Below are 26,138 nucleotides of genomic sequence, written 5' to 3' on the forward strand. Positions count from 1 at the left end.
TTAGATTGATAGTGACTCGCAAAAGCGTCTCCGCTAGTCGCCCCCGTAACAAGGGGGTTCAGTATGAGTTTGATGAGCATTTTGCTGGCTGGCGCGACGCTGGTTGGAGAGCCTGGACACGCGACGATCGCCACACCGGCGCGATCGGACGTCACCGACGACCGCAGGGGTGAGGGGGAGCAGAAGTCGGACGAGATCCTCGTGGTCGGCAAGAGCTATGGCCGGGAGGTCGGCAAGACCGTCACGCCGCTCAAGGATACGCCCAATACCGTCACGGTGATCGAACGCGATCAGATCGAGGCGCAAAACCTGTTCACGCTCGAAGACGCGCTGACCGCGACCAACGGGATCACCGTCAACGGCGTCGGCAGCGAGGACCCGTCGTTCCTGTCGCGCGGCTTCGTCATCAACAACTATCTGATCGACGGCGTGCCGACGTTTTCGCTGAACTTTCCCGCGGTCGTCCCCGACCTATTCTTCTACGACCGGCTCGAGGTGTTGCGCGGCCCTGCCGGACTGTTCAGCGGATCGGGCAACCCGGCCGGCAGCATCAACCTGGTGCGCAAGCGTCCGCTCGATGCGCTGCGGGTCCAGGCGAGCGCGGGCTATGGCAGTTACGACAACGCCCGGTTCGAACTCGACGTCTCGACGCCGGTCGGTTCGAAGGCCGGCATTCGCGTCGGCGCGATGCTGCAGGATCAGGACCAGTTCTTCGACACCGCGCACCGCAACCGGCTGGGCGCATTCGCGGTCGGATCGATCGAGATCGGCGAGCGCACGACGCTGACGGTCGGTGGGAACTACGATCGGTTCCGCCCGGCGGTCCAGTCGGGACTGCCCGGCATCGCGGGCGGCGCCGACGGCAGCGACGGGGCATTGCTCGACATCGATCGGTCGACCTATCTCGGCGCGGACTGGAACCGGTTCGAGAGCAAGAGCTGGACCGGGTTCGCCGAGCTCACGCACAAGGTCAGCGACCGCTGGACCTTGCGTGCGACCGGGCTGTTCACCGATGTCGATCGCATCGACATCTACAGCTATATCGGCAACCAGCCGGTCACCGCGACCAACGGCAGCACCAACCACATCGCCTATCGCGGCGACAGCAAGCAGCGGACCCGGTCGTTCGACTTCAACGGGATCGGCAGCTTCCCGCTGTTCGGGCGCGACCAGACGCTGATCCTCGGTGGCGATTATCAGGCGAGTTCGGGAACGTCGTTCGCGACGCGGCTGTCGAACTATGCGCGGATCGACGTGTACAACCCGGTATCCCCGCTCGAGCCGCCGCTCGATCCCTACGGTCCGCTGCCTTATTATCCGGTTCAGGGTACTGGGGCGACCTGTCCCACCAGCGGTACCGCGATCACACCCGCACCGGCCAATTGCGTGCTCCAGGTCTATGGCGGCTCCGCGACCGACGTCGAACAATACGGCCTGTACGGTCAGATGCGGCTGAGCCCGGTCGCGGGGCTGACGCTGGTCGGCGGCGGGCGTCTGACCTGGTGGGATACCACCGTGACCACGCTGCTGACCCCGACCGGTGCGCTGCCCGCGGCCTCGCGCTACGGTTTCGACAATCGGTTTACGCCCTATGCCGGTATCGTCTGGGACCTGACGCCGGCGCTCAACATCTATGGGAGCTACGCGGACAGCTTTACGCCGCAGGCGGCGCCGGTCGGTCGGACACGGCCCGATGGACGGCAGATCGAACCGCTGACCGGCAAGCAGTTCGAGGCGGGGACCAAGCTGTCGCTGATGCACGACCGGCTGTTGCTGTCGGCGGCGGCGTATCAGATCACGCAGTCGAACCGGCTGTACAACGATCCCGACCTGCCGACGAGCGTGCTCCAGATCGGCAAGGTGCGCGCGAGGGGGATCGAGACCGAGGTCAGCGGCGAGATCGTCCCGGGCTGGCGGATCAATGGTGGCTACAGCTACACGCGGACCAAGTATCTCGAGGACGCCAACCCGCTGTTCGAGGGGATCAGCCTGGTGCCGATCGTCCCGAAGCACATGGCGAAGATGTTCACCAACTATGCGCCGGTCGCCGGACCGCTCGCCGGCGTCAGTCTGGGCGGTGGCCTGACCTGGTTTGGCAGCACGTTCGGCGGCACGGGGGCGGTGTTCAATACCGACGGCACGGTCCGCACCCGGTCGAGCATCGTCCGCCAGGGCAGCTATGCGGTGCTCGATCTGCGCGCAGGCTATGCGCTGACCCCGCGGCTGGGCGTCTCGGTGAACGTCAACAACGTGCTCGATCGGGATTACTACGCGCGGATCAGCTCGACCGGGCGCGGCAATTACTACGGCAGTCCGCGCACCGCGTTCGCGACGCTGCGGTACACCTTCCAGTGACCGCAGGCGACCTGCACGCCCGCGCCCGCTGGGCCCGACGGGGCGACATCGGCCTGCGGGTCGTCGCCGCGGTGCCGCTCGGCTATGCGACCGCGAGCATGTGGGCGATGGCGCTCGCGCGCATCCTGCCGGGTGAGCGGACCGAGGCGACCGTGACGGCGACGCTGATCGCGCTCGCGCTGTGCGCGGTGGCGGCGATGTGGGCCTTTGCGGCACGAAGCGGCTGGCGCGCGCTGTGGACGCTGGGGGTTGCCGCAGGGATCGCGGCGGCGATCGCGTGGGTCTCGATCGATGCGACGGGTCGGCTGTGAGCAAGGGCTTTCGCCAATCGCAGGCGTTCCTGCACACCTGGTCGGGGATGCTGCTCGGGTGGATCCTGTTCCTCGTCTTCGTCGCGGGCTCGCTCGCGTTCTGGCGCGAGGGGCTCAACCGGTGGACGCGGCCCGAACTCGCGCGGATCGAACAGCCGATGCGCGTGCTGGCGGGATCGCAGGCGTTCCTAGCGAAGAGCGCGCCGGATGCGAAGAGCTGGTTCATCCCGATCGTGACCGACCGGATGCCCGGCGCGCAACTCTTCTGGGTGCCGCAGCCCAAGCCCGGCGAGCCAGCGGGACGGCGCCGCGGTCGCGGCCGGCGCGATACCCAGGCGCTGATCGGCGCCGACGGGCAGATCGCGCACGCCCGTGACACGCGCGGCGGCGAGTTCTTCTACCGGTTCCATTTCGACCTTCATTACATGCCGGTGATCTGGGCGCGGTGGATCGTCGGGTTCGCGACGATGATGATGCTCGTCGCGATCCTGAGCGGGATCGTCACGCACAAGAAGATCTTCAAGGACTTCTTCACGCTGCGCCGCGCCAAGGGCCAGCGATCGTGGCTCGACGGGCATAATGCGACCGCGGTGCTGGCGCTGCCGTTCCATCTGATGATCACCTATACCGGGCTCGTCACGCTGATGGCGCTGCTGATGCCCTGGGCGGTCGTCGCCAACTATACCGACGAACGCGTGGTCGCGGCGGCGTTGTTCCCGAGCGCGGTGGCGGTCGAGCGGACCGGCCGGCCTGCGCCGCTGATCGACCTGCGACGGATCGCCGCCGATGCCGAACGCCGCCTGGGCGCACCCGCGAGCTTCATCGAGGTCAGCGATCCGGGCGATGTCGCGGCGCGCGTGACGGTGAGCCAGAGCTTCGGGTCGATGCTGTCCTCGCGCACGCCACGCCTCGCCTATGACGGCGTGTCGGGTCGGCTGGTCTGGCGTTCGCCGATGCCCGGTGCGGCAGCCGAGACGGCCGGGGTGATGATCGGGCTGCATGCCGGACGGTTCGCCGGCTATGGCGGGCGCTGGCTGTATTTCCTGTGCGGGGTCGCAGGTACGCTGATGGTCGCGAGCGGTCTCGTCCTGTGGACCGTGAAGCGGCGCGAGCGATTGCCCGATCCGACGCGACCGCATGTCGGCTTCCGGTTGGTCGAGCGTCTCAACGTCGCGGTGATCGGCGGCTTTCCGCTCGGCGTCGCGGCGTTCTTCTGGGCCAACCGCGTGCTGCCGGTCGATCTCGGTGGCCGCGCCGAGTGGGAGGTGAACATACTCTTCCTCGTCTGGGCGATGTCTGCGGTCCTGGCGTTCGTCGCGAAACCCCGCTTTGTCTGGTCGCTGCTGTTCGCCGCGACGGGCGTGTTGCTGGTCGTGCTCCCGTTCTACGACATCGTCGCCACCGATCGCGGCATCGTCGCCATGCTGGCACGCGGCGACCTCGTCATCGCGGGTATCGACGCGACGATGGGCGTATTCGGGATATCGTTCCTCGCAGTCGCGCACCGCGTCGCGCGCCATCGCCCGAGTGCAAAGCGCGTCCGCAAACCCCGTAGCGCCGAGGCGCGCGTGCTGGAGCCTGCCGAATGATCGCCCTGCCGTTGATCCTGTCGATCGCCGCGTTCCTGTCGCTCGGCCTGTCGACCGATGCGCATCATCGCCGCCGGTTCGGGGCCGGTCCGACAGCAGGACGGCGCAGGGCGCTGCGGTGGGTCGGTTGGCTTGGTCTCGGCGCCGCGTTCCTACCGGCGATACTGGCGCGCGGATGGATGTTCGGGCCGATCCTGTGGGTCGCGGCGATCATGGCGGGTGCCGCGATCGCTTTTCTGGTTCTCAACCTCGTCCCGGATCCGCGGAGTCGAGCCTGAGCGTTCAGTCGCGTCCGGCGCCGGGGACGATCCGGCGCAGTTCGCGGTGGCCGTCGATCCATTCATGCTTGAGCGCCCCCGCGATGTGCAAACCGACCAGCGCGTAGAGGACATAGGCGAGCCAGGCATGCGCGGCGCCGAACACCGCATGCAGCGTCTCGCGCGTCGCAGGGTCGATCGACCCGAACGCAATCCGCGGCCACTGGATGAGGCCGTAGAGATACATCGGATGAGTCGCGGCATCCTTCCACGCCGAATCCATGATCCACCCCGACAACGGCATCGCGAAGATGATCGCATAGAGCAGCCAGTGCGTGACGTGCGATACCGTGATCTCCCAGCGCTGGTAGCGGGTCGGCAGCGCCGGCGGACGGTGCGTCGCCCGCCACAGCAGCCGCATGATCGCGAGACCGAGCACGGTGATGCCGACCGACTTGTGCAGGTCGATCACGGGGCGGACATGATCGTCGGCCAGATACGGCCAGACCCAGGCAAGCCCGACATTGAGGACGATGCCGAGGGCGACCAGCCAATGGAGCGCGATCGCGACCCCGGTGTATTTCCTGACCATCCGCTCTTGCCTCGCTCGTTGTTGCCGGCCCTTCGTCTGCGGGGGCGATTTCCGCAATAGCCCATTCATCCTTGACGCGGTACGCGCGCCGCGATGCTATCGATGACCACCATATTCACCGCGCAATCGCCGCGCCTGTCGCCGCGACCGATCCCGATCGTCAGCCGCCTGATCGGTTTTGCGGTGCCGCTGGTCTTCCTGGCGCTCGTGCTCCAGGCGTTCCTGCGCCAGGGGCTAGCGGTGTGGTCGGTCGGGATCGCCTATATCCTCTACGATACCGCGCTGCTGGTGTTCACCGCGTGGCAGATCCGCGATCTCGCTCATGCGCCGCCACCCGAGCCGAACGGCCTGCCTGCGCCGGGTTTCGGCGTGATCGTCGCGGCGCACAACGAGGCTAGCGTCATCCGCCTGACGATCGACCGGTTGCTGGCGCAGGCGCATCCGCCCGAGACGATCATGATCGCCGATGATGGATCGACCGATGCCACCCCCGCGGTGATGCGGGAACTCTACGCGCTGGCGGTACCCGCGCTGGGCGACGTCGCAGCGGTCGATCTCGGCGGTACGCGACTCGCATGGCTGCGGCTGCCGCATGGTGGCAAGGCCCGTGCGCTTAACGACGCGCTGCTGCGGATCGATACCGCGATCGTCCTGACCGTCGATGCCGATACGCTGCTCGAACCAGGCGCGATCGCGGCGATGCGCGCCGCCTTCGCTGCGGAACCCGAACTCGTGGCGGCGACCGGCGTGCTCGCACCGATCTGCGGACCGAGCCTCGGCGGGCGGCTGTTCGAGTGGTTCCAGTCCTACGAATATGTCCGCAACTTCCTGTCGCGCGACGCGTGGATGCGGATGAACGGCCTGTTGCTGATCTCGGGTGCGTTCGCGGCGTTCCGGCGGGATGCGGTGATCGCGGTCGGTGGATTCGATCCCGACTGCATGGTCGAGGATTACGAGCTGATCCACCGGCTTCACCGCCATGCGCATGACACCGGGCTCGACTGGCGGGTGCGCGTGGTCGGTGGCGCGCTGGCGCGAACCGATGCCCCGGCGAGCATCCCGGCGTTCCTCAAACAGCGCCAGCGCTGGTTCGGCGGGTTCCTCCAGACGCAGCACTGGAACCGCGACATGGTCGGCAACCGCGCCTATGGCCGGCTCGGCACGCGGATGTTGCCGGTCAAGGCGCTGGACACGGTGCAGCCGATCTACGGGCTGGCCGCGTTCGCGATCCTGATCGGACTGGTGATCACCGGACGCTTCGCGCTCGCCCTGCCGATCTTGATCGTGATGATCGTCAAGATCGTGATCGACCTCAGCTTCCACCTCTGGTCGCTCGGCATCTACAAGCGCTGGACCGGGCAGCGCGAAGGTCTTGGCCTCGGCCCGGCGATCATCGCCGCGATCGCCGAGCCGTTCACCTTCCAGCTGCTGCGTCACGTCGGCGCGATCTATGGCTGGGTGGCGTTCCTGCGTGGCGGACAGAGCTGGGGACGACAGACGCGCACCGCACTGGAACATCGGGCGTCGTAGACTTTCGATCGAATGATTTCATCCTCGCCTACCAGGACAAGGAGGATTTTGCCGCTATTGTCCTGCAGACGTCGCGGCTGTCATGAAGCGTCGGTAGGGTTGGGGAGCGTTCGTTGGATCACAAGGATAACGGCGTGACGGGGGCGTCGCTGAAACCGGATCGGCGGACCGTGATGCTCGGCGCGCTCGCGCTTACTGCGTTGCCACGGCGCGCGGCGGCGGCCGACGTTGCGCACATCCAGCGCCTGTCGCCAGCGTTCGACCGGATGGTCGCGCCGGACGCTCGTATCTCGGTCGTCGCGAGCGGGATACGCTGGGCGGAGGGCCCGCTATGGGTCGATGACGGCCGGTATCTCCTGTTCACCGATCCACCGGCGAACATCATTCGTCGATGGCAGACGGGCGGGGTCGCGACACCGTTCCTGTCGCCGTCCGGGACGGCCGGGACCGATCCGAAACTGGTGCGCGAACCCGGCGCAAACGGACTGGCGCTCGACCATCAGGGCAGGCTGCTGATCGCAAACAGCGGCGGACGATCGATCGACCGGTTCGATCTCGTCACGCGGCGCCGCGAGGTGCTGATCGATCGCTACCAAGGCAAGCGGTTCAACAGCCCGAACGACCTGCACGTCGCGCGCGACGGCACGATCTATTTCACCGATCCGCCCTACGGGCTGACCGACGGCGATGCGTCCTCCCTGAAGGAGATGCCCGTCAACGGCGTCTATCGCTGGACACCGGGCGGGGCGGTCGACCTGATCGACGGCACGTTGACGCGGCCGAACGGTATCGCCCTGTCACTCGACGAGACGCGGCTCTATGTTTCGGTCTCGGACGATGTTGCGCCGCGGATCATGGTCTACGACCTCGACAAGACCGGGCTGCCGCGGCGGTCGCGCGTGTTGCTCGATGCCAAGCCGATGCGCGTAGGTGGCGCACCGGGGCTGCCCGACGGGATGAAGGTCGCGCGTGACGGCACCTTGGTCTGTTCGGTGCCGGGTGGGATGATGTTCCTGTCGCCCGACGCAGAGCCGCTCGGACTGATATCCAACGGTGGGCCGATCGCGAACTGCGCGTTCGGCGAGCGCGGCCGTGCGCTGTTCCTGACCGCGAACGACCGCGTGCTCCGCGTGCCGCTGCGCGCCGGCTGGCAGGATCGCGGCCGGCCGGCCTGAGGTCAGCGCCGCTGCGGCAGCTTCATGCCGAGCAGCACCAGTCGGTCGCCGGTGATCCCGAACCAGTGCGGCACGCCGGCGGGAATGAGCATGACGTCGCCGGGCCCGAGCGTGCGCGTCTTGCCGCCGACGATCCGCGCGCCTTCGGTCAGATCGGGTTCGACGACCACGGCGTCGGCGAGCGTGCCCCCCGAGATCAGCGTACCCGCGCCGGAAACGACGATCGCGTATTCCGCCTGATCGGGGTGCACGGCGGGGCGGCCCGGCTTTTTCCAATATTCGAGCGCGGCGTTGCTATCACCGTCGCGGACGAGCGGTTGCCACGCAAATCCCTGTCCCGGCTTCATCGCGGCGCCCATCGCGGCGACCTGCGCCTTCACGTCGGCGTCCGATGCGAAGCTCGGCGGATCGACCGTCTGCGCTCCCGCCGACGAGGCCGCGATCAGCGCGGCGACTACGAACGGCAGTTTCATGCGTGACCTTTCCGTGCGCCATCGAGCCGGATCGTCCGGCCTTCGCGGACCGAGCGATAGATCGCCTCGACGATCCGCATGTCGCGCAAGCCTTCCTCGCCGGAGACGATCGGTTCGCGCCCGGTGCGGATGCTCTGGACGAGATGGTCGAGTTGCCCTGCGAACTGCGTCTTGCCGGGGCCGGGCGGTGGCATGACCGCGCGTTCGCGGCCATCCTTGCCCTGCCACATATGATTGCCCTCGTAGCGGGTCGCGGGTTCGAGTTCGATGCGGCCGGCGTCGCCCATCAACAGGATATGGTTCTGGTTGGCGCTGTACATCGACTGGCAGCCGGCCATCGCCCCCGAGGGAAATTCGAGCGTCCAGTCGATGATGTCCTCGACCTCGGTAAAGCGCGGGTCGCGGCGGTCGGTCGATTCGCGCGCGGTCACCGCGATCGGTTCCTCGCCGGTCATGTAGCGCGCCGCCTGCAGGCTGTAGATGCCCATGTCCATCAACGAGCCGCCGCCCGACAAGGCACGCTTCAATCGCCATTTCGACGGATCGCGCTGGACGAAGCCGTGCTCGGACCGCACGTAGCGGATCTTGCCCGCCGCTCCCGCGCGCGCCAGCCGCATCGCTTCGAGATTGGTCGGCTCGAAATGGCAGCGATAGCCGATCATCAGCTTGCGGTTCGCGGTCTTGCATGCCGCGATCATCGCCTCGCACTCGGCGACCGATATCGCCATCGGCTTCTCGCACATGACGTGCTTGCCGGCCTTCGCCGCGCGGATCGTGTATTCCGCGTGCATGGAATTTGGCAGGCAGACATAGACGATGTCGACATCCGGATTATTCCGGATCGTATCGAAGGTTTCGTAGGAATAGATCGACCGCGCCGGCAGTCCGTGGTCGGCGGCGACTCGCTTGGCCTTGGCGGGATCGCCGCTGACCACCGCGGCGAGCCGGCTGTGCGCGCAGTTCGCGAATTGCGGGATGATGACGTCGAGACCGTAGGAGCCCAGTCCGACGATCGCATAACCGAGCGGCCGATCGCCCGGTCCCGCGCCGAACGCGCGAGAGGTGAGCGTCAGCGCCGCCGCCGAAATCATCAGGTCGCGTCGTGCAATATCCATGTCGATCATCCCCGTCCTGCGCACAGGTCTGGAGCCGAAAACGACCCGGCGCAAGGTCGGTCCGAACAGGAATGGTTTCACCCGCGGGCAGCCAGACGGTATTTCCCGCCGATAAACGGACCACATCGATATCTGACCAAAATTACGCCGACGGTCGATTCCCGGCGCGAAACAAGCACCTAGCGTGCGCAGGTAGGATCCGGTGCGAAGCCGGCGCCTCGGCCGACTATGGCGCGGCGAGACGTACCGTGCCGACTCGTGCATTACGCACCCCGCATCTGACGCGAACTCCGCCTAATCTTCTCGGGCAGCAGGCCGCTGCGCGTAAAGAAGGAAGTCGCGATGACTGTCGAATACTCACCCGTCATGTCCTCAAGCCGGAGCCAAGGCCATCATCACAGGCCGATCGAGCTGCCGGCGTCGCTTTTGACTCGCCAACCGTTCGCTTTCGCGGATCTGGAGGTCGCGTTCGATCCCGAACTCGATACCTTGTGGACGTACATGCGGCAAAAGGTCCGTCCGAGCTTCAATCCCGGGCTGCTGGCCGAGTTCAATCAGTGGCAGAACGATATCGCGGAGGCATGCTCGTCGGAGATGATGCCGATCCGCTATCTCGTGCTCGGCTCGCGTTTCCCCGGCGTGTTCTCGCTCGGCGGCGATCTCGATCTCTTCGCGGAGCATATCCGTCGTGGCGATCGGCAGGCGCTGGTCCGCTATGGCCGCGCCTGCGTCCGCATCCTGCACCGCAACATGCTCAGCCTCGACCATTCGATCATCACGATCGGGCTGGTCGAGGGCGACGCGCTCGGCGGTGGTTTCGAAGCGTTACTGTCGTTCAACGTCGTCATCGCCGAGCGGGGCACGAACTTCGGCCTGCCGGAAACCAATTTCGGGCTGTTCCCCGGTATGGGCGCGCATTGCTTCCTGTCGCGGCGGCTGGGGTCTGCGCGGGCCGAGCAGATGATCCTGAGCGGGCGGACCTACAGCGCCGAGGAACTGTACGATCTCGGCATCGTCCATGCGCTGGCCGATCCCGGCAAGGGTCGCGCCGAGGTCGAGCACTATATCCGCCAGAACCGCCGTCGCCACAGCGGCCATTGCGCGATTTACGAGGCGTCGCGCTCGGTCAATCCGCTGGCACTCGCCGAGCTCGAGGCGGTCGTCGATCTCTGGGCCGACGCGGCGCTGCGGCTGAGCGAGTTCGATCTCAAACTGATGCGGCGTCTGGTCGGCGCGCAGACCCGGTTGCTGACCAAGGCGGCGATCTAGGACCTCGGGGATCTCAGGAGCGCGCCTGCGCTTTCTGGGCATTGCCGGCAAGCATGGTCGCGACCATGCTTGCCGGCATCGGCCGCGCCAGCAGATATCCCTGCACCGCATCGCACCGCGTCCGGCGGAGCTGGTTGAGTTGCGCCTGCGTCTCGACGCCCTCGGCAACCGTCCGCATGCCCAGCTTCGCGGCGAGATCGATCACGGTCTGGACGATCGCCACCGAGGCCGGGCTTTGCTCGAGATCGGTGATGAACGAGCGATCGATCTTCAGCGTCTGGAACGGGAATTTCGTGAGATAGCTGAGCGAGGAATAGCCGGTGCCGAAATCGTCGAGCGTCGTCCGCACGTGCAGGCGGTTGATCGCATCGAGCGCCGCCAGCGACGCTTCGATATCCTCGAGCAGCACCGACTCGGTCACCTCGAGCTCGAGCCGCTCCGCTTCGAACCCGGTGGACGCGAGCGCATTCATGATCACGGTAGTGAGATTGGCCGACCGAAGCTGGATCGGCGACAGGTTGACCGCGATCTTCACCGCTTGCGGCCACGCGCTGGCGATCCGGCACGCCTCGCGGATCACCCATCCGCCGATCGACACGATCAGCCCGGTATCCTCGGCGATCGGGATGAATTCCGCCGGTGAGATCGCACCATGCTGCCGGTTGGTCCAGCGCAGCAAGGCCTCGCAGGACAGCACGTGTTCGCCGGCGAGATCGAAGATCGGCTGGAACACCAGATGAAACTCGCCGCGTTCCAGCGCGCCCTGCATCTCGGCGGCGAGGTCCCGCGTGCGCGAGATCTTCTCGTCCATCAGCGGTTCGTAGAAGCACATCTGGCCACGACCGCTGTCCTTGGCGCGATACAGTGCCAGATCGGCGTTCTTCAAAAGCGTATCGGCATCGCTCCCGTCCGCGGGCGCGATCGCGATACCGATCGATGCGTTCACCTGGAGCAGGCGGCCTTCGTGCAAAACCGGCTTCTCGACGAGCGCCAGGATGGTCTGGCCGATCGTCATCGCGTCCGCTTCGGTCTTCACCGTGCACACGACGGCGAATTCGTCGCCGCCCAGTCGCGCGACGACGCCGTCCTGGCCGAACGCCTGATCGAGCCGCCGCGCGATCTCCGCGAGCAGCGCGTTGCCCGCCAGATGGCCGAACGAGTCGTTGATCTCCTTGAAGCGATCGAGATCGAGCCAGTTGATCGCGAGTTGATGCTCCTCGGCCGACACCCGCTGCAGCCGCGCTTCGAACTGCTCGCGGAACGCGGTGCGATTGGCGACTCCGGTCAGGTCGTCGCGGCGCGCGATGGCGGCATGATGTTCGGCGAGCGCCGCCTTCTCGCGCGACGCCACGGTCGCCTTTAGAATGACGCCGTAGGTTTGCAGCGTGATATCCATCATCGCGACGACGAACAGCAGGATCACGATGGCCAGGACGATCTTGAGCGGCTCGAGCGATACGAGCAGACCGATCGCGAGCGGCACCGACGCGAAGCTGAGCTGCGACAGCGCGATCCACGGCCGCCCGGCATTGCGTCCCGCGATCCCCGCCGCGTAGCCGATCGTCGTCGTCACCGCGAGCAGCTGCAGCACGCCGTCATTGGTGTTGACCAGCGTCAGCAGTCCGAACGTGCCGAGCAGCGACGAATAGCCGATCGCGCCGGATCGATAGAGCCGCTCCTGGCGTCGGCCCCAAGGGCCCAGTGCGGCCTTCTTGGAGGGCTGGCGCTTCGCACTCCGTCGGCTCAGGCGCAGCGCATCGACGATCCGCGAGCCGGCAACCGCCGCGATCGCTATCGCGCACCCCGTCATCCAGGCGTTGCCGCTGACCAGCGCGACGATCATCGTGATCGCGCTGCTCGTCACCGCGCCGATCACCAGCGATTGCGGCGATGCGTAGAGCGACTCGACCAGGGTCTCCTGGACGTAGGCCGCGATCGTCTGATCGGAATGGCGCAACTGCCTGAGGCGGGTAATCAGACCGATCATGACGGCCTACATGGGAGAAGAAGGTGTAAAAGAAACGAACAAACACGCGCTGAGCGACTGAAAAAGATATTTTTTATTTGTACGCCGCGCACGACAGTTACGAGGCCGTATTGCCGGCATCGTTCGATCTGTCGTGGCATTCCGCGCGTGATCCCCGTAGGCGCAGGTCATGAACGTCAAGACCGCTGACCCGTCGATGCAACCACGCGAGTTCGTTGCCTTTATTGCCGCGCTGATGGCCGTGAACGCGCTCGGCGTCGACCTGATGCTGCCCGCGCTGGCGGATATCGGGCATCAATTGAGCATCGCGACGGCCAACCACCGGCAGTGGATCATTACCGCGTACATGCTGGGGTTCGGGACCGGGCAGCTCGTCTACGGCCCGCTGGCAGATCGCTACGGACGCCGTCCTATCCTGCTCGTCACGCTGGCGGGCTTCGTGCTGGCGAGCATCTTCGCGGCCGGATCGCAGACCTTCGCGGCGCTGCTCGGCGCGCGCGTCCTGCAGGGGCTGATGTCGGCATCGACCCGCGTGCTGGCGGTCGCGATCGTGCGGGATCGCTATGCCGGGCGACAGATGGCGCGGACGCTGTCGGTGGCGCAGATGATCTTCTTCCTCGTGCCGATCATGGCGCCGAGCCTCGGCCAGATGCTGCTCGCGTTCGGTCCGTGGCGCTTCATCTTCTATGCGCTCGCCGGTTTCGCCGCGCTCGTCCTGGCATGGTCGTTCACGCGGCTGCGCGAATCGCTGCCGGTCGAGAACCGCACGCCGCTGTCGCTCGCAGCGCTCCGCAACGGCTACACGCTGACGCTGACCAACCGGTTTTCCGCCGGATACGCGGTCGCGGCGTCGATGACGTTCGGCGGCATCATCGCGTTCGTCTCGTCCGCGCAACAGATCTTCGTCGACGAGTTCCACGCCGGCGCGCGGTTCACGATCCTGTTCGCCATCTGCGCGTTCTCGATGGGCTGCGCATCGTTCGCCAACAGCCGCCTGGTCGAGCGGCTGGGCACCCGGCTGATCTCGCAGAGCGCGGTGATCGGTCTGATCGTGCTGTCGGTCTGCCATATCGCATTGATCGCATCGGGCCTTGAAACCCTGCCGAGCTACATGGTGTTCCAGGCGTTGAGCATGACCTGCATCGGTCTGTGCGGCGCGAACTTCGGGTCGATGGCGATGGAGCCGGTCGGCGCGATCGCCGGCACGGCGTCCTCGATCCAGGGCTTCATCACCAGCGTCGGCGCGGTGATCGTCGGATCGCTGATCGGCCAGTCCTATGACGGCACGACCTATCCGCTGGCGATCGGCTATCTGGCGATCGGCGTCGCGGTGCTCGGCGTGGTCTACGTCGTCGAGGGCGGCAAGCTGTTCCACGCGCATCACAGCGCGTAAGGATTTGCACAAAGTTGCCGTCGGCGGGTCAGAGGCTCTTCGGCGCGCCTTTGACGACTTGGCCGCGGTGCATGACGAAATCGACATGCTCCAGACGGGTGACGTCCTGTAGCGGCGAACCCGTCACGGCGATGATGTCCGCGGTCTTTCCCGGCGCGAGCGTGCCGATGTCGTCGCGCCCGAGCAGGTCCGCCGCGCTCACCGTCGCCGCGACGATCGCCTGCGTCGGGGTGAGGCCGTTGCGCACCAGCAAGGCGAACTCGGTCGCGTTGTCGCCGTGCTTCGAGACGCCTGTGTCGGTCCCGAACGCGACCTTCACCCCGGCGGCATAGGCGCGACGGTGACTTGCGGCCATCGCGGCCGCGGCGGCCTCGGCCTTGACGATCGTCGCGGGGGGCAGGGCGCCACCCCGCGCCTGCGCGAGTGCGGCAACGGGTGCGATCTCGGTCGGCACGAGATAGGCGCCCTTGGTCTTGAACAGCCGGATCGTCTCGTCGTCGAGGAACGTACCGTGCTCGATCGAGTCGACCCCGGCCTCGAGCGCCGCCTTCGTCCCGTCCGCCGCATGGCTATGCGCCGCGACCTTGCGACCCAGACCATGCGCGGTCTCGATGATCGCCCGCATCTCGTCGGGAGTCATCGCCCGGCCAAGTCCGCCGCTGACATTCGACAGCACGCCGCCGGTGGCGGCGAACTTGATGACGCGTGCCCCCAGTGCAACCTGTGCGCGGACCGCACGTCGGCATTCGTCGGGACCGTCGCACAGGTTGATTTCCTTGGCATGCACCGCTTCGGCAAAGTCTTCGGCCAGCCCGTTGCTGCCGTCGCCATGCCCGCCGGTCACCGAGATCATCTCGCCGGCATTGGTGATCGTCGGCCCGTCGACCGTACCGGCGTCGATCGCATCGCGCAGCGCGCGGATGCCGCGGGGATCGCCGCCGAGATCGCGCACCGAGGTGAACCCCGCGTTCAGCGTGGTCCGCGCGTTCGCGACCGCGGTCATCTCGTCGTCGAACCGGTCGCGCGTCATCGCCTCGAGCCGCGCGCGCATCGGATCTCCGCCGATCCCCCAGAGATGGACGTGCATGTCGACCAGCCCCGGCAGCACGAACGCATTGCGCAGGTCGATCAGCGTCGCGCCCTGTTCGGGCGGTACGAACCCGTCGCGCAATTCGGCGACCTTGCCGTCACGGACGATGACGGTGGTGTTGCCGCGCGGCGGCTGGCCGGGCAGATCGAGCAACGCGCCTGCCTGGATATACGTTGTCTTCGACGGTGAAGCCTGGGTCCCGGACGCTGAATTCTGGGCCAGCGCCGACGCGGATACGGTGGCTGCGAGCGCGATCACACATGCTTTGAACATCGAATTCCCCCTGAGCGGGGCATGCTCGTTCAAGTGCTCGGCTTCGGCAAGTCCTTGCAACCAGTATTTTCCTAACGCCGAATACGCGCTGATCTTGATCAAATCGGGTTGGCGGCAGGATTGCCAACCGACCGGGGGCGGCTATGGTTCGTCAACCCTAACGCGCTAGCATCGTTGGGAGATACTCGATTTAGGATGCCATATTGCCAACCGATCCGCAGACCACCGCGATCGTATCGACCGGTATAGCCGGGCTCGACGACATTCTGGGCGGTGGCCTGACCCCCCAGCGCATGTACCTGGTCCAGGGGACGCCGGGAACCGGCAAGACGACCTTGGGGCTCGACTTCCTGCTGACCGGGGCCAAGGTCGGCGAGACTGGGCTCTACATCACGCTGGCCGAAACCGAGGTCGAACTGCGTGCCGTCGCGGCGACGCATGGCTGGTCGCTGGATCAGCTCGAGCTGTTCGAGATGGTGCCCGCCGACGGCCTGGGCGAGGATCAGGAGCAGACCTTGCTCCACCCGAGCGAGGTCGAACTCGGCGAGACGATTCGCGACATCATGACCAAGGTCGATGCGTTCAAGCCTGCGCGGGTCGTCATCGACAGCCTGTCCGAACTGCGGTTGCTCGCGCAGAGCCCGGTCCGGTATCGGCGGCAGATCCTGGCGTTGAAGCATCTGTTCTCGACGCGGCAGGTCACCGTCCTGATCCTCGACGACAAGGGCGCATCGGGTAGCGATCTCCAGCTCCACAGCATCGCGCACGGCGTCATCTCGCTCGAACAGACGCTCTCAGGGTTCGGATCGCAACGTCGTCGCCTTCACATCGTGAAGATGCGCGGCGTCCGCTATCGTGGCGGCTATCATGATTTCGAGATCGAGCGCGGCGGCCTCCGCGTCTACCCGCGGCTGATCGCGGCCGAACATGGCCGGACCTACAATGATGCGTCGGTGTCGACCGGATCGGAAGCGCTGGACACGCTGCTCGGTGGCGGGCTGGTTCCCGGGACGGCGACGTTGCTCACCGGGCCCGCGGGCGTCGGCAAGACGACGACGTCGGTCCAATGCATGGTCGCGGCACTCCAGCGCGGCGACCACGCGGCGTATTTCCTGTTCGACGAGCGCCTGCCGACGCTGATGAAGCGCAGCGCCGCGCTCAACCTCGATATCCAGCCGTTCATCGATTCCGGCCAGCTGAAGATCCGGGCGATCGACCCGGCCGAGATGTCGCCGGGCGAGTTCGCGGATTCGGTCCGCGCCGCGGTCGAGGAATATGGCGCGCGCGTGGTCGTGATCGACAGCCTGAACGCGTATCTGCAATCGATGCCCAACGAACAGTTCCTGACGCTGCAGATGCACGAGATGCTGACGTATCTGGGGCAGGAGGGGGTCGTCAGCCTGCTGATCCTCGGCCTGCACGGCATGATGGGCGACGTTCGCCAGGACGTGGATCTGAGCTATCTGTCCGATTCCGTGGTCCAGCTCCGCTATTTCGAGGCACAGGGCGAGGTCCGCCAAGCCATCTCGGTCATCAAAACGCGCACGGCACGGCACGAACGGACGATCCGGGAGTTTCAGATAGGGAGCAACGGTTTGCAGGTCGGCGAGCCATTGCGCGAGTTCCAGGGCGTCTTGACCGGCGTTCCGACCTTTTCGGGCGAAGGCAAGACGTTGATGGCCAGCAAGATGGGTTCTTTGGAAGAGCATGGCTGACGTGGAAGACCGTGTTCTGATTCTGGCGCCACGCGGTCGAGATGCCACGATTGCCGCGGACCTGCTCGCCCGTAACACGATCCAATCCTATGTCTGTGCGGACCGGGCGGAGTTGCTCGCGGAAATTCGGCGGGGCGCGGGGGCGGTCATGCTGACGGAAGAAGCGCTGGCGGGGCATGATGCGTCGGGTCTGTCGGAGTGGGTCGCGACGCAGCCGACCTGGTCTGACATTCCGTTCGTGGTGCTGGCCAACGGCGCGCCTGCGCCGCGAACCACCGCCGCGAGCGATCGCCTGGCGAACCTGGGCAATGTCGTTCTGCTGCAACGGCCTTTGCATGCCGAGGCGATGCTGGGCGCGATCCGGTCGTCGCTGAAGGCGCGGCGGCGTCAATATGAGGTGCGCGATGCGGCGATGACGCTGGAGCGCGCGGTGGTCGATCGCACCGCGGAGCTGGAAGCGGCGCGGGAAAGTCTCACGATCGCGCTCGACGCCGCCGGCATGGGCAGTTGGGATATCGACTTCACCACCGGCACCGCGAGGCGGACGGCGCGGCACGACGAGATATTCGGCTATCCGACGCGGCGTCCGACGTGGAACATCGATGATTTTCTCGGCTTTGTCGACGTTTCCCAGCGAGCCCGTATCCGGGCGGACTTCGACGCGGCGTTGGACTCCGGCATGCTGGATATCGAGTGCTCGATCACCGCGGCGGACGGTTCGCAGAAGTGGATCGCCGCCAAGGGCCGCGTCACCTACGGTCCCGACGACAAGCCGCTGCGGATGACCGGCGTCGTCTCGGACGTGACCGACAAAAAGGAAGCCGACGCGCAGCTCGCGCAGGCGCACAAGATGGACGCGATCGGCCAGCTAACCGGCGGCGTCGCGCATGATTTCAACAATCTGCTGACCCCGATCGTCGGCAGTCTCGATCTCGTCCGCCGTCGGCACAAGGACGACGAGAAGACGCAGCGCATGGTCGCCGGCGCGCTGCAGGCCGCCGAACGCGCGGCGACGCTGACGCAGAGGCTGCTCGCGTTCGCGCGGAAACAGGCGCTGCAGCCCAAAGCGGTCGATATCGGTGCGTTGATCGATGGCATCGTCGATCTCGTCCGGCGTTCGCTGGGGCCGACGATCACCGTGGTCCTCGAAGTGCCGCGCCATCTGTCGTCGGCGCGGGTCGATCCGAACCAGCTCGAGCTCGCGCTGCTCAACCTGGCGATCAACGCACGCGATGCGATGCCGGGTGGCGGTCGGTTGATCCTGACCGTCGCGGAGATCGTCGTCGACGACCGCAACGCCGTCGGTCTCGACGCCGGTCGCTATATCCGACTGACCGCGCAGGATACCGGCACCGGCATGGACCGCGCGACGCTCGCGCGTGCGACCGAACCGTTCTTCTCGACCAAGGGTGTCGGCAAGGGAACGGGCTTGGGCCTGTCGATGGTGCACGGTCTGGCTGCGCAATCGGGTGGCATCCTGCATCTCAGGAGCGAGCCCGGCGTCGGGACCGCGGTCGAGCTCTGGCTGCCGGCGACCGACGAAGTCGCGAGCGATGCGGCCGATAGTCAGGGCGAGCCGGCACCGGCGCGGCATGCCGCCAAGATCGTCCTGGTCGACGACGAGGAACTGGTCCGATCCGCGACCGCGGAAATGCTGCGCGATCTGGGCTATGTCGTGACCGAGTTCGGGTCGGCGAGCCAGGCGCTGTCGGCGATCCGGTCGGGGATCGATGTGGACATGCTCGTCAGCGATTATCTGATGCCCGGGATGACCGGCGGCCAGCTGATCACCGAAATGCGCGCCAACGGCATCCGGCTGCCGACGCTGCTGGTTACCGGATACGCGGCGGCGGGCGACGATGTTCCGACCGATGTCATGCGCTTGGGGAAGCCCTTCCGCCAGGTCGATCTGGCCGACCGCGTCAACCAGTTGCTACGCGTCCCGCCAGCCAAGGGACGCCGGCTGCGCGTGGTCGAATAGTCGGTACGCGTCAGGGTTGGTCGGCTGGAAGGAAAGGGTCGGACGGCCAAGCCGTAAGTCGTGACGTGATCGGCGATCGCTCCCGCCGTCGTCCATCCGATCCGCGGGTCCGCCGCCCCTCGTAGCCGGGTCAGGACGCGATCGAAATCGCCAGCCGGCGGCCTTCGGGCCACGAATAGTACGGCCGTCCGACTATCGGGCGGTACGCGTATCGCCTGTGATGCGGCAGGTGTTTCAGCGGTTAGGACATGCGTGCGCCTTCGTATGCGCCATCGTAGCGCCTTGGCGCTATCCCAGTGGAACCGGCTTGAGCTGACCGGAGTCGAGATGCCACCGCAACTGGTCGGCCGTCGCGCGGTCGACGTCGTTGACGCGGCGAACGACGTACGTGCCGCTAAAACGCTGGCGAGACCCGTCGTCCAGCGTGGACTCGACCGTGACGGGGACCGGCTGATAGATCGATCCCGCCCCGGCATCGCCAGGTTGGAGCGCGCCGATGACGACCTTGGTCGTGCGGGTATGCGCGAAACCCGCCGCGAACGCTGCGAAAGTCTGTCCCGGACGACCGTCGCTACCCCATTGCCGCCACGCAGTGTCGAAATCGCGCGCGTCGACAGCGGCATAGTACCGCCGAACCACCGCTGCCGCCGCCTCCGCACTCTTAGGCGCAGGCCCGCATCCCTGCATCGGCGCGCCTTTGCCGTCGAACAGCGCACAACTGCGCGCGATCTCGTCCTCGATCATCGCGCAGCTGTTGGCGGCATTGCAGGGCGGGTGCGTCGCCGGCGAGACGTCGCGACAGATCGCCACGCGACGCGCGGCGGCGGCAGCACCGATATCGGCAAGACACGACGTCTTCGTCAGAGCCTTTGGCGAAGACGTCTCGGGCGAGATCGAATTGCCGATCGTCGAGGGGGAGGGGGAGGGCGTTGACTGCCGCACCGCGACGGTTTCGTCACTTGCTTGATTCCGCGCTGCGTCAGGCGTGTTCTGCGGCAAATCGTCGGATCGATCGGAGGATGCCCCGCACGCCGCCAGCGCGAACAGCGGAACAGATATCCACGGCGTCAAACTTGGCATGGTCGGGCTTGTCCTCTCCTTCGCGGCGGCTTTTGCTGCGCGCGGAACACCCTTAACCGACCGGACGCCAAGCGCTCAATCGCCGGATAGCCGTTTAAGGTCAGCCGTCGACGTTGCGATGCTCGGCTTCGGCGCTTCGAACGTCGCCCAATCGCCCTCGTCCGGGTTTGGCGGCTCCCCAGCGATCCCGGCCGGCTCGATGATGTCGGCCATGCGCTGACGGTGGAGATGAACCTTCGCGATCATGTTCGCGGAGACGGGTGTGGTGATGAACAGGAACAACACGATCAGCAGTTCGTGCGTGCTCCACGTCCCGGTTTGCAGCCGGGTCCGCAGCATCGAGGCGAGCACCAACGATCCGACGCCGAGCGTCGTCGCCATCGTCGGTCCATGCAGCCGCTCCATCGTCGACGGCAACCGGACCAGCCCCCAGCTGCCGAGCAGCAGGAACGCGGCCCCGAGCAGGGTCAGCCCGGCCACGAGATAGGCGAAAGCATCGATCATTCGACGATGTCCCCGCGAAGGAGGAACTTGCAATAGGCGACGGTGCTGACGAACCCGACCATCGCGAGCACCAACGCCGCCTCGAAATACGGGCTGGAGCCACCGATCATGCCGATCAGGAGGATCAGCGCGATGACGTTGATGACCATCGTGTCGAGCGCGAGGATACGATCGCCGATCGCCGGGCCGCGGAACAGTCGCCATCCGTTGCACAGCAGCGCGAGCGCTATGGCGATCGCGGCGATGTAAGGCGCGACTGCGATCATGCGAATATCCTCAGCAACCGCGCTTCGTACCGCTGCTTGATGCGCGCGATCTCCGCCGTTTCGTCCTCGACGTCGAGCGCGTGGACCAGCAGTGCGCGACCATCAGCGGACACGTCGGACGAGACCGTTCCCGGGGTCAGGCTGATCGTCGCCGCGAGCACCGTGATCGCCTCGGGCGTCGTGAGCTCGATCGGGATGACGAGCCAGCGCGCGCGCAGATCGCGGTCGCGCCGGAACAGGATCACGCGCGCGATATGGAAATTGGCGGCCACGATGTCGAACAGCACGACCGCGAGAAACGCGACCAACGTACCGCCGAACCGCAGGCGAGGGCGATCGGGCCAGAACGGCGCGGTGACCTTTGGCAGGATGAGCGAGACCATCGCGCCAAGGACGAGGTCGCCGCTAGTGACGCTGTTCGCCAGCAGCAGCCAGACGATCAGCAACGTCGCCGAGAGGGCAGGGTGGGGCAGGAGCCACCGGATCATCGCGGGATGCTGCCGAGGACGGCGGCGATATAGCGCTGCGGCGCGAAGATCTGCGCGGCGGTCGCCTGGGCTTGCGCGGTCGCCCAGCCGGCGCCGATGGTCAGGGCGGCTAGCAGTCCGATCAGGATCGTGGGGGCGATCAGGTCCGCGTTGGATCGGTTCGGACTATCGATCGGGTCTGTGCCGATTGGCGACGCTTTCCAGAAGAGGATGCTGCCGGTGCGGGCGAAGCCGACGACCCCGATCAACGTCGTACCGAGGATTGTTGCCCACAGAACCATCCAGTTGGGGGTCGTGGCGGTAGTCTGGAGGATGAACAGCTTGCCAATGAAGCCCGACAGCGGCGGCCATCCGACCGCGGCAATCGACGACGCGAGGAACAGCAGACCGGTCGCCTGTTGGCCCGCAAAGCGGGGGCTGGGCACCGCTGCGTCGTCATATCGGCCACGGCGACGCATGGTCACGTCGGCGACCAGGAACAGCGCAGCACCGGCCAGCGTCGCGTGAACCAGATAGAAGAGCGCCGCCGCCATCGTCGCCTGGCTCCAGCAGGAGACTGCGAGCACCAGCGTCCCCGTCGATCCGACCAGCGCGAACGCTGCCTGTTCGCGCATCGCCTGCCCCACGAACACCCCGGCAAAGCCGATAACGGCGGTCATCACGGCGGCGGGGAAGAGCCAGGGCGACGGCATCCACGCCAACGCGCCTGCGCCCTCGCCGAAGAGCAACGATACGATCCGGATCATCGCATAGACCCCGACCTTCGTCAGAATCGCGAACAGCGCCGCTACCACCGGCATCGTCGCGACGTAGGTCCGCGGCAACCAGAGATGCAGCGGGACGATCGCCGCCTTGAGCGCGAAGACGGTCATCAGCAGCACGCCGGCGATCCGCAGCAAGCCCTCGTCCGCTGCTCCCGATACCGCAATGCGGCGCGCGAGGTCAGCCATGTTGAGCGTCCCGGTCACGCCGTACAGCACCCCGAGCGCGATCAGGAACAGCGCGGAACCGACGATGTTGACGACGACATAGCCGACCGCCGCCTTCAGCCGCGCCGCGCCGTGGCCGTGGAGCATCAGGCCGTAGGACGCGATCAGCAGGACTTCGAAGAACACGAACAGGTTGAAGAGATCGCCCGTCAGGAACGCGCCGTTCAGCCCGAGCAGCTGGAAATGGAAGAGCGGATGGAAATGCGAACCCTGCCGATCGGCGGCGGTAAGCGTCGCATGCAGCAGGACGATAAGCGCCAATGCCGACGACAGCACCAGCATTGCCGCAGAAAGCCGGTCGAGCACCAGGACGATCCCGAACGGCGCCGGCCAGCCGCCGACCGCGTAACTGCGGATCGCGTTGTCCTGCACTAGCCCGAACAGTGCGACCGCTGCCGCGAGCATGGCTACACAGCCGGCCAGCGACAGACCGACCGCCAAAGCCCGCCGACGGGGCATCGCCAACAGCGTCAGCGGGGCAAGCACCGCCGGGATCACCACGGGCGCTATTAGCAACTGATCGGCAAGCGTCATGGCTCACCCTCACCGCCGTCGGGGTCCGCCAGACCGTCGACCTGATCCGATCCACTTTCAAGAAAACTGCGAAGCGAGAGAATGACGGCCAGCGCGGTCATGCCGAACGCGATGACGATCGCGGTCAGCACCAGCGCCTGGGGCAGGGGATCGGCGTGATCGGTCACCCCACTCGCGTACAGAGGCGGTCGATCGACGACGAGCCGGCCGGTCGCGAACAGGAAGAGGTTCACGGCGTGCGACAGCAAGGTCAGCCCGAGCACGACCTGGAACGTCCGCCCTCGCAGCGACAGATACACCCCGCCTGCGGTCAGCACGGCGATGGCGCTGGCGATCAGGAATTCGAGGCTCATGGTATCGCCTGCCCTTCTGAATCCGCACCGATGCGCGCGACACGCTGGGTTAAATGGCTAAGTTGCGCCAGTATCATCATCACGGCGCCGACTACGACGCTGGCGACGCCGGCGTCGAACAGCGTGGCGGTCGCCAGCTCGACCTCGCCGATCAGCGGTAGATGGACATACCCGAAGCTGCTCGACAGGAACGGCGCATCGAAGACGAGCGATCCGAGACCGGTCGCGGTGGCGAGCACGATACCGACCGCGATCAAGACATGGTCGACACCGGACCGCCGTTCGCCGGTCGAACCGCCCCCGGACGCTAGGTGCTGCAGGAAGATCGCGATCGAAAAGATCAGCGCAGCGACGAACCCGCCACCCGGCGCATTATGGCCGCGCAGGAATATATGCAGGCCTACCAGCAGCGCCAGCGGCAGCAACGCGCGGGCGGCCGTCGCCAGCATCATCGGATGTCGATCGGGAGAATGCGGCATTTTCGACTGCGGTACCCGCACACGCACCGCCGGTTCCAGCAGCGCGTAGATCGCGAGCCCGGCGATCCCCAGCACGATGATCTCGCCCAACGTGTCGAAAGCGCGGAAGTCGACCAGCGTGACGTTCACGACGTTCCTGCCGCCGGCACCCGCATAGCTGTTCGCCCAGTGGAACGCCGACACCGTCGCCACCGCCGGACGCGTCATCACCGCCCAGGCCAGCCAGCCGGTTGCGACGCCCGCGATCACGCCGAGGAGCGCGTCCCGGGCTCGCCGAGGAATGCTCGATAGCGTGGGTGGCGACTTGGGCAACACAGTGAGCGCCAGGAGCATGAGCAGGATCGTGACGACCTCGACCGCGATCTGCGTCAGCGCGAGATCGGGCGCGGACAGGTGGACGAACGCCAGCGCGATGACGAGCCCGACGACGCCTAGGAACAGCAAGGCAAGATAACGATGGCGCTGCACGACGACGACCGCTGCAGTCGCAACGATCAGGCCCAGCCAAGCGACGATCGCAACGGCCGATGCCGGGATGCGTGGACGCGATCCGGTATATACGCCGCCGCTCGTCAGGCTTGCCCCTGTCGCCAGCACGATCGCGATTGCGAACAGGACGAACAGGTAGCGCTGGAGCGACGCGGCATGGACGACGCTAGAAAGTCGGCGCGTGCGGTCGAGTACTGACCCCATCGCCGCGTCGAACATCCGCTTCGCATCGGGCGCGGATCGGGTGGCCAGCCAATCGGTCACCGGCGCCCGCCGCCATAGCACGAGCGCGCCACCGACGATCGCGACCACGCTCAGACCGAAGGCCGGATTGAAACCATGCCATAGTGCGAGATGCAGGTCGGGCGAGCGGCCGCCGACGACCGAACCGGTGGCGGCGGCGACCAGAGGCCCCGCGATCGTCATGGGGATCAGCCCAAGCGCGATCGCGATCACGACCAGCACGACTGACGGCGCGAGCATGGCGATACCCGGATCGTGCGGCGTGCTCGCTTCACCAGCGCGCGTCCGTCCGAAGAAAAGACCGATCGCGTAACGGAGTGAATACGCGACCGACAGGATCGCGGCGAGCGTCGCCAGGATCGGTACCAGCCAGGACTGGCCTGCCAGGACAGCATACGTGCTCTGATCGAGCATCATCTCCTTCGAGATGAAACCGCCGAGCGGGGGCAGTCCGGCCATCGACGCGGCAGCGAGCGTGCCGAGTGTGGCGGTGATCGGCATCAGCGCAGCGAGGCCACCAAGCCGTCGGATATCGCGCGTGCCGGTCTGGTGATCGACGATTCCGGCGTTCATGAACAGTGCCGCCTTGAACGCCGCGTGGTTGAGGATGTGGAAGACCGCCGCGGTGGCTGCGGCGGGTGTGCCGAACCCGAGCAGCATGACCATCAGCCCCAATTGGCTGATCGTCGAATAAGCCAGGATCGCCTTCAGATCGCACCGGAACAGCGCCACGGCGGCGCCGAACAGCATCGTTACGAGCCCGGTCGATGCGACGAGATAGAACCAGAGATCGGTCCCCGACAGCACCGGCCACAGCCGGGCCAGCAGGAAGACGCCCGCCTTCACCATCGTCGCGGAATGCAGATAGGCGCTGACCGGGGTCGGCGCGGCCATCGCGTGCGGTAGCCAGAAGTGGAACGGGAACTGCGCCGATTTGGTAAACGCGCCGAGCAGTATCAGGATGAGGATCGCCGGATACAGCGGCGAGGCCTGGACGATGTCCGCACGCGCGAGAATGGTCGTCAGTTCGTACGATCCTGCCGCCTGTCCGAGCAACAGCAGCCCCGCGATCAGCGCCAGCCCGCCGCCGCCCGTCACCGCCAGTGCCATCCGCGCACCTCGCCGCGCCTCGGGTCGATCTCGCCAAAAGCCGATCAGCAGGAACGACGACAGGCTGGTCATTTCCCAGAAAACGAGCAGCAGCAGGACGTTGGCCGACAGTGCGATACCGATCATCGCGCCTTGGAACAGCATCAGGAAGGACAGGAACCGTCCGGTGGCCTCGCCCTTGGCGAGATACCCTTGCGCATAAACGACAACCAGCAGACCGATGCCGAGGATCAGCCCGGCGAACAACAGACCGAGCGGGTCGAGCCAGAGGCTCGCATCGAGGCCCAGCGCCGGTACCCATGTCAGATGCGCAATCAACGGCGTCCCGGCCAGAACGGTGGGCGCCGCAACCAGCAACAGACCGAGGCCTACCGCGCTGGCCCCGCCCGCAATCATCATCTGCGCGACGCGATCCGCTGGCGCGCAAAGGCCCAAGATCATGGCGGCGACGAACGGCAACAGGACCAGGGTCGTCAGGACCATCGCGACCGTCTACCT

The 26,138-nt window shown here is 66.3% G+C and carries 22 protein-coding genes; 10 read left to right on the forward strand and 12 right to left on the reverse strand.

Annotated elements, in window-relative coordinates; all coding sequences use genetic code 11:
• The first annotated feature begins 63 nt into the window (after positions 1-63).
• The 4 genes from C8J47_RS06645 to C8J47_RS06660 are packed head-to-tail and all read left to right on the forward strand — an operon-like array spanning position 64 to position 4,533.
• Positions 64-2,355, forward strand: a complete 2,292-nt coding sequence (locus tag C8J47_RS06645) for a TonB-dependent siderophore receptor (protein ID WP_121884990.1) — start codon at positions 64-66, stop codon at positions 2,353-2,355.
• Positions 2,352-2,666 (forward strand): hypothetical protein, encoded by a 315-nt coding sequence (locus C8J47_RS06650; RefSeq protein WP_259467411.1) that lies wholly within the window; start codon positions 2,352-2,354, stop codon positions 2,664-2,666. The genes C8J47_RS06645 and C8J47_RS06650 overlap by 4 nt, the downstream gene beginning before the upstream one ends.
• A complete protein-coding gene (locus C8J47_RS06655; RefSeq protein WP_121884991.1) occupies positions 2,663-4,255 on the forward strand; it encodes a PepSY domain-containing protein in 1,593 nt (530 codons plus the stop codon). The genes C8J47_RS06650 and C8J47_RS06655 overlap by 4 nt, the downstream gene beginning before the upstream one ends.
• Entirely contained in the window at positions 4,252-4,533 is a 282-nt protein-coding gene (locus tag C8J47_RS06660) for a DUF3325 domain-containing protein (RefSeq protein ID WP_121884992.1), read from the forward strand. The genes C8J47_RS06655 and C8J47_RS06660 overlap by 4 nt, the downstream gene beginning before the upstream one ends.
• A 4-nt stretch (positions 4,534-4,537) precedes the next feature.
• Here the strand turns inward: C8J47_RS06660 and C8J47_RS06665 are convergent, their stop codons facing one another.
• Positions 4,538-5,104: a cytochrome b gene (locus C8J47_RS06665; protein WP_121884993.1), complete on the reverse strand. Its 567-nt coding sequence runs from the start codon at positions 5,102-5,104 to the stop codon at positions 4,538-4,540.
• A 102-nt stretch (positions 5,105-5,206) separates the two neighbouring features.
• Here C8J47_RS06665 and C8J47_RS06670 point away from each other — a divergent pair, with 102 nt between their 5' ends.
• Together C8J47_RS06670 and C8J47_RS06675 are read left to right on the forward strand one after the other, a co-directional pair.
• Entirely contained in the window at positions 5,207-6,634 is a 1,428-nt protein-coding gene (locus C8J47_RS06670) for a glycosyltransferase (RefSeq protein WP_259467412.1), read from the forward strand.
• A 113-nt stretch (positions 6,635-6,747) separates the two neighbouring features.
• Positions 6,748-7,809: an SMP-30/gluconolactonase/LRE family protein gene (locus C8J47_RS06675; RefSeq protein WP_259467413.1), complete on the forward strand. Its 1,062-nt coding sequence runs from the start codon at positions 6,748-6,750 to the stop codon at positions 7,807-7,809.
• 2 nt (positions 7,810-7,811) lie between these two features.
• Here C8J47_RS06675 and C8J47_RS06680 read toward each other — a convergent pair whose 3' ends face one another.
• The gene (locus tag C8J47_RS06680; protein WP_121884995.1) at positions 7,812-8,282 is read right to left on the reverse strand and encodes a cupin domain-containing protein; all 471 of its coding nucleotides are present in this window, start codon (positions 8,280-8,282) and stop codon (positions 7,812-7,814) included.
• Positions 8,279-9,397: a Gfo/Idh/MocA family protein gene (locus C8J47_RS06685; protein ID WP_121885374.1), complete on the reverse strand. Its 1,119-nt coding sequence runs from the start codon at positions 9,395-9,397 to the stop codon at positions 8,279-8,281. Before C8J47_RS06685 ends, C8J47_RS06680 begins: the two co-directional genes overlap by 4 nt.
• Before the next feature lie 342 nt (positions 9,398-9,739).
• Between C8J47_RS06685 and C8J47_RS06690 the strand changes: the two genes are divergently transcribed.
• A complete protein-coding gene (locus C8J47_RS06690) occupies positions 9,740-10,666 on the forward strand; it encodes a crotonase/enoyl-CoA hydratase family protein (RefSeq protein WP_243645556.1) in 927 nt (308 codons plus the stop codon).
• A gap of 13 nt (positions 10,667-10,679) precedes the next feature.
• On the opposite strand, the gene C8J47_RS06695 is transcribed toward C8J47_RS06690, so the two are convergent.
• Positions 10,680-12,653 carry a bifunctional diguanylate cyclase/phosphodiesterase gene (locus C8J47_RS06695; RefSeq protein ID WP_121884997.1) on the reverse strand — a complete coding sequence of 658 codons (1,974 nt, stop codon included), beginning with the start codon at positions 12,651-12,653 and terminating at the stop codon, positions 10,680-10,682.
• A 196-nt stretch (positions 12,654-12,849) separates the two neighbouring features.
• On the opposite strand from C8J47_RS06695, the gene C8J47_RS06700 reads away from it, so the two are divergent.
• The gene (locus C8J47_RS06700; RefSeq protein WP_121885375.1) at positions 12,850-14,046 is read left to right on the forward strand and encodes a multidrug effflux MFS transporter; all 1,197 of its coding nucleotides are present in this window, start codon (positions 12,850-12,852) and stop codon (positions 14,044-14,046) included.
• 28 nt (positions 14,047-14,074) lie between these two features.
• On the opposite strand, the gene C8J47_RS06705 is transcribed toward C8J47_RS06700, so the two are convergent.
• The gene (locus C8J47_RS06705) at positions 14,075-15,409 is read right to left on the reverse strand and encodes an amidohydrolase family protein (RefSeq protein ID WP_121885376.1); all 1,335 of its coding nucleotides are present in this window, start codon (positions 15,407-15,409) and stop codon (positions 14,075-14,077) included.
• Positions 15,410-15,612: 203 nt separating this feature from the next.
• Here C8J47_RS06705 and C8J47_RS06710 point away from each other — a divergent pair, with 203 nt between their 5' ends.
• Both C8J47_RS06710 and C8J47_RS06715 read left to right on the forward strand, forming a co-directional pair.
• Entirely contained in the window at positions 15,613-17,124 is a 1,512-nt protein-coding gene (locus C8J47_RS06710; protein WP_259467414.1) for an ATPase domain-containing protein, read from the forward strand.
• Entirely contained in the window at positions 17,117-19,105 is a 1,989-nt protein-coding gene (locus C8J47_RS06715; protein ID WP_121884999.1) for a PAS domain-containing hybrid sensor histidine kinase/response regulator, read from the forward strand. The genes C8J47_RS06710 and C8J47_RS06715 overlap by 8 nt, the downstream gene beginning before the upstream one ends.
• A 288-nt stretch (positions 19,106-19,393) precedes the next feature.
• Here C8J47_RS06715 and C8J47_RS06725 read toward each other — a convergent pair whose 3' ends face one another.
• The 7 genes from C8J47_RS06725 to C8J47_RS06755 all read right to left on the reverse strand — a co-directional run bounded on the left by C8J47_RS06725 (position 19,394) and on the right by C8J47_RS06755 (position 26,123).
• Positions 19,394-20,047, reverse strand: a complete 654-nt coding sequence (locus C8J47_RS06725; protein WP_259467415.1) for a hypothetical protein — start codon at positions 20,045-20,047, stop codon at positions 19,394-19,396.
• A gap of 213 nt (positions 20,048-20,260) precedes the next feature.
• A complete protein-coding gene (gene mnhG / locus C8J47_RS06730; protein WP_121885001.1) occupies positions 20,261-20,689 on the reverse strand; it encodes a monovalent cation/H(+) antiporter subunit G in 429 nt (142 codons plus the stop codon).
• Entirely contained in the window at positions 20,686-20,955 is a 270-nt protein-coding gene (locus tag C8J47_RS06735; RefSeq protein ID WP_121885002.1) for a K+/H+ antiporter subunit F, read from the reverse strand. Before C8J47_RS06735 ends, mnhG begins: the two co-directional genes overlap by 4 nt.
• The gene (locus tag C8J47_RS06740; RefSeq protein ID WP_121885003.1) at positions 20,952-21,443 is read right to left on the reverse strand and encodes a Na+/H+ antiporter subunit E; all 492 of its coding nucleotides are present in this window, start codon (positions 21,441-21,443) and stop codon (positions 20,952-20,954) included. The genes C8J47_RS06735 and C8J47_RS06740 overlap by 4 nt, the downstream gene beginning before the upstream one ends.
• The gene (locus tag C8J47_RS06745) at positions 21,440-22,966 is read right to left on the reverse strand and encodes a monovalent cation/H+ antiporter subunit D (protein ID WP_121885004.1); all 1,527 of its coding nucleotides are present in this window, start codon (positions 22,964-22,966) and stop codon (positions 21,440-21,442) included. Before C8J47_RS06745 ends, C8J47_RS06740 begins: the two co-directional genes overlap by 4 nt.
• Positions 22,963-23,319, reverse strand: a complete 357-nt coding sequence (locus C8J47_RS06750) for a Na+/H+ antiporter subunit C (RefSeq protein WP_121885005.1) — start codon at positions 23,317-23,319, stop codon at positions 22,963-22,965. The genes C8J47_RS06745 and C8J47_RS06750 overlap by 4 nt, the downstream gene beginning before the upstream one ends.
• Complete coding sequence (locus C8J47_RS06755) at positions 23,316-26,123, reverse strand: monovalent cation/H+ antiporter subunit A (protein ID WP_121885006.1); 2,808 nt, start codon at positions 26,121-26,123, stop codon at positions 23,316-23,318. Before C8J47_RS06755 ends, C8J47_RS06750 begins: the two co-directional genes overlap by 4 nt.
• Positions 26,124-26,138: the final 15 nt, after the last annotated feature.

It is taken from the genome of Sphingomonas sp. PP-F2F-G114-C0414 (genome assembly GCF_003688595.1).
Lineage (GTDB): Bacteria > Pseudomonadota > Alphaproteobacteria > Sphingomonadales > Sphingomonadaceae > Sphingomonas.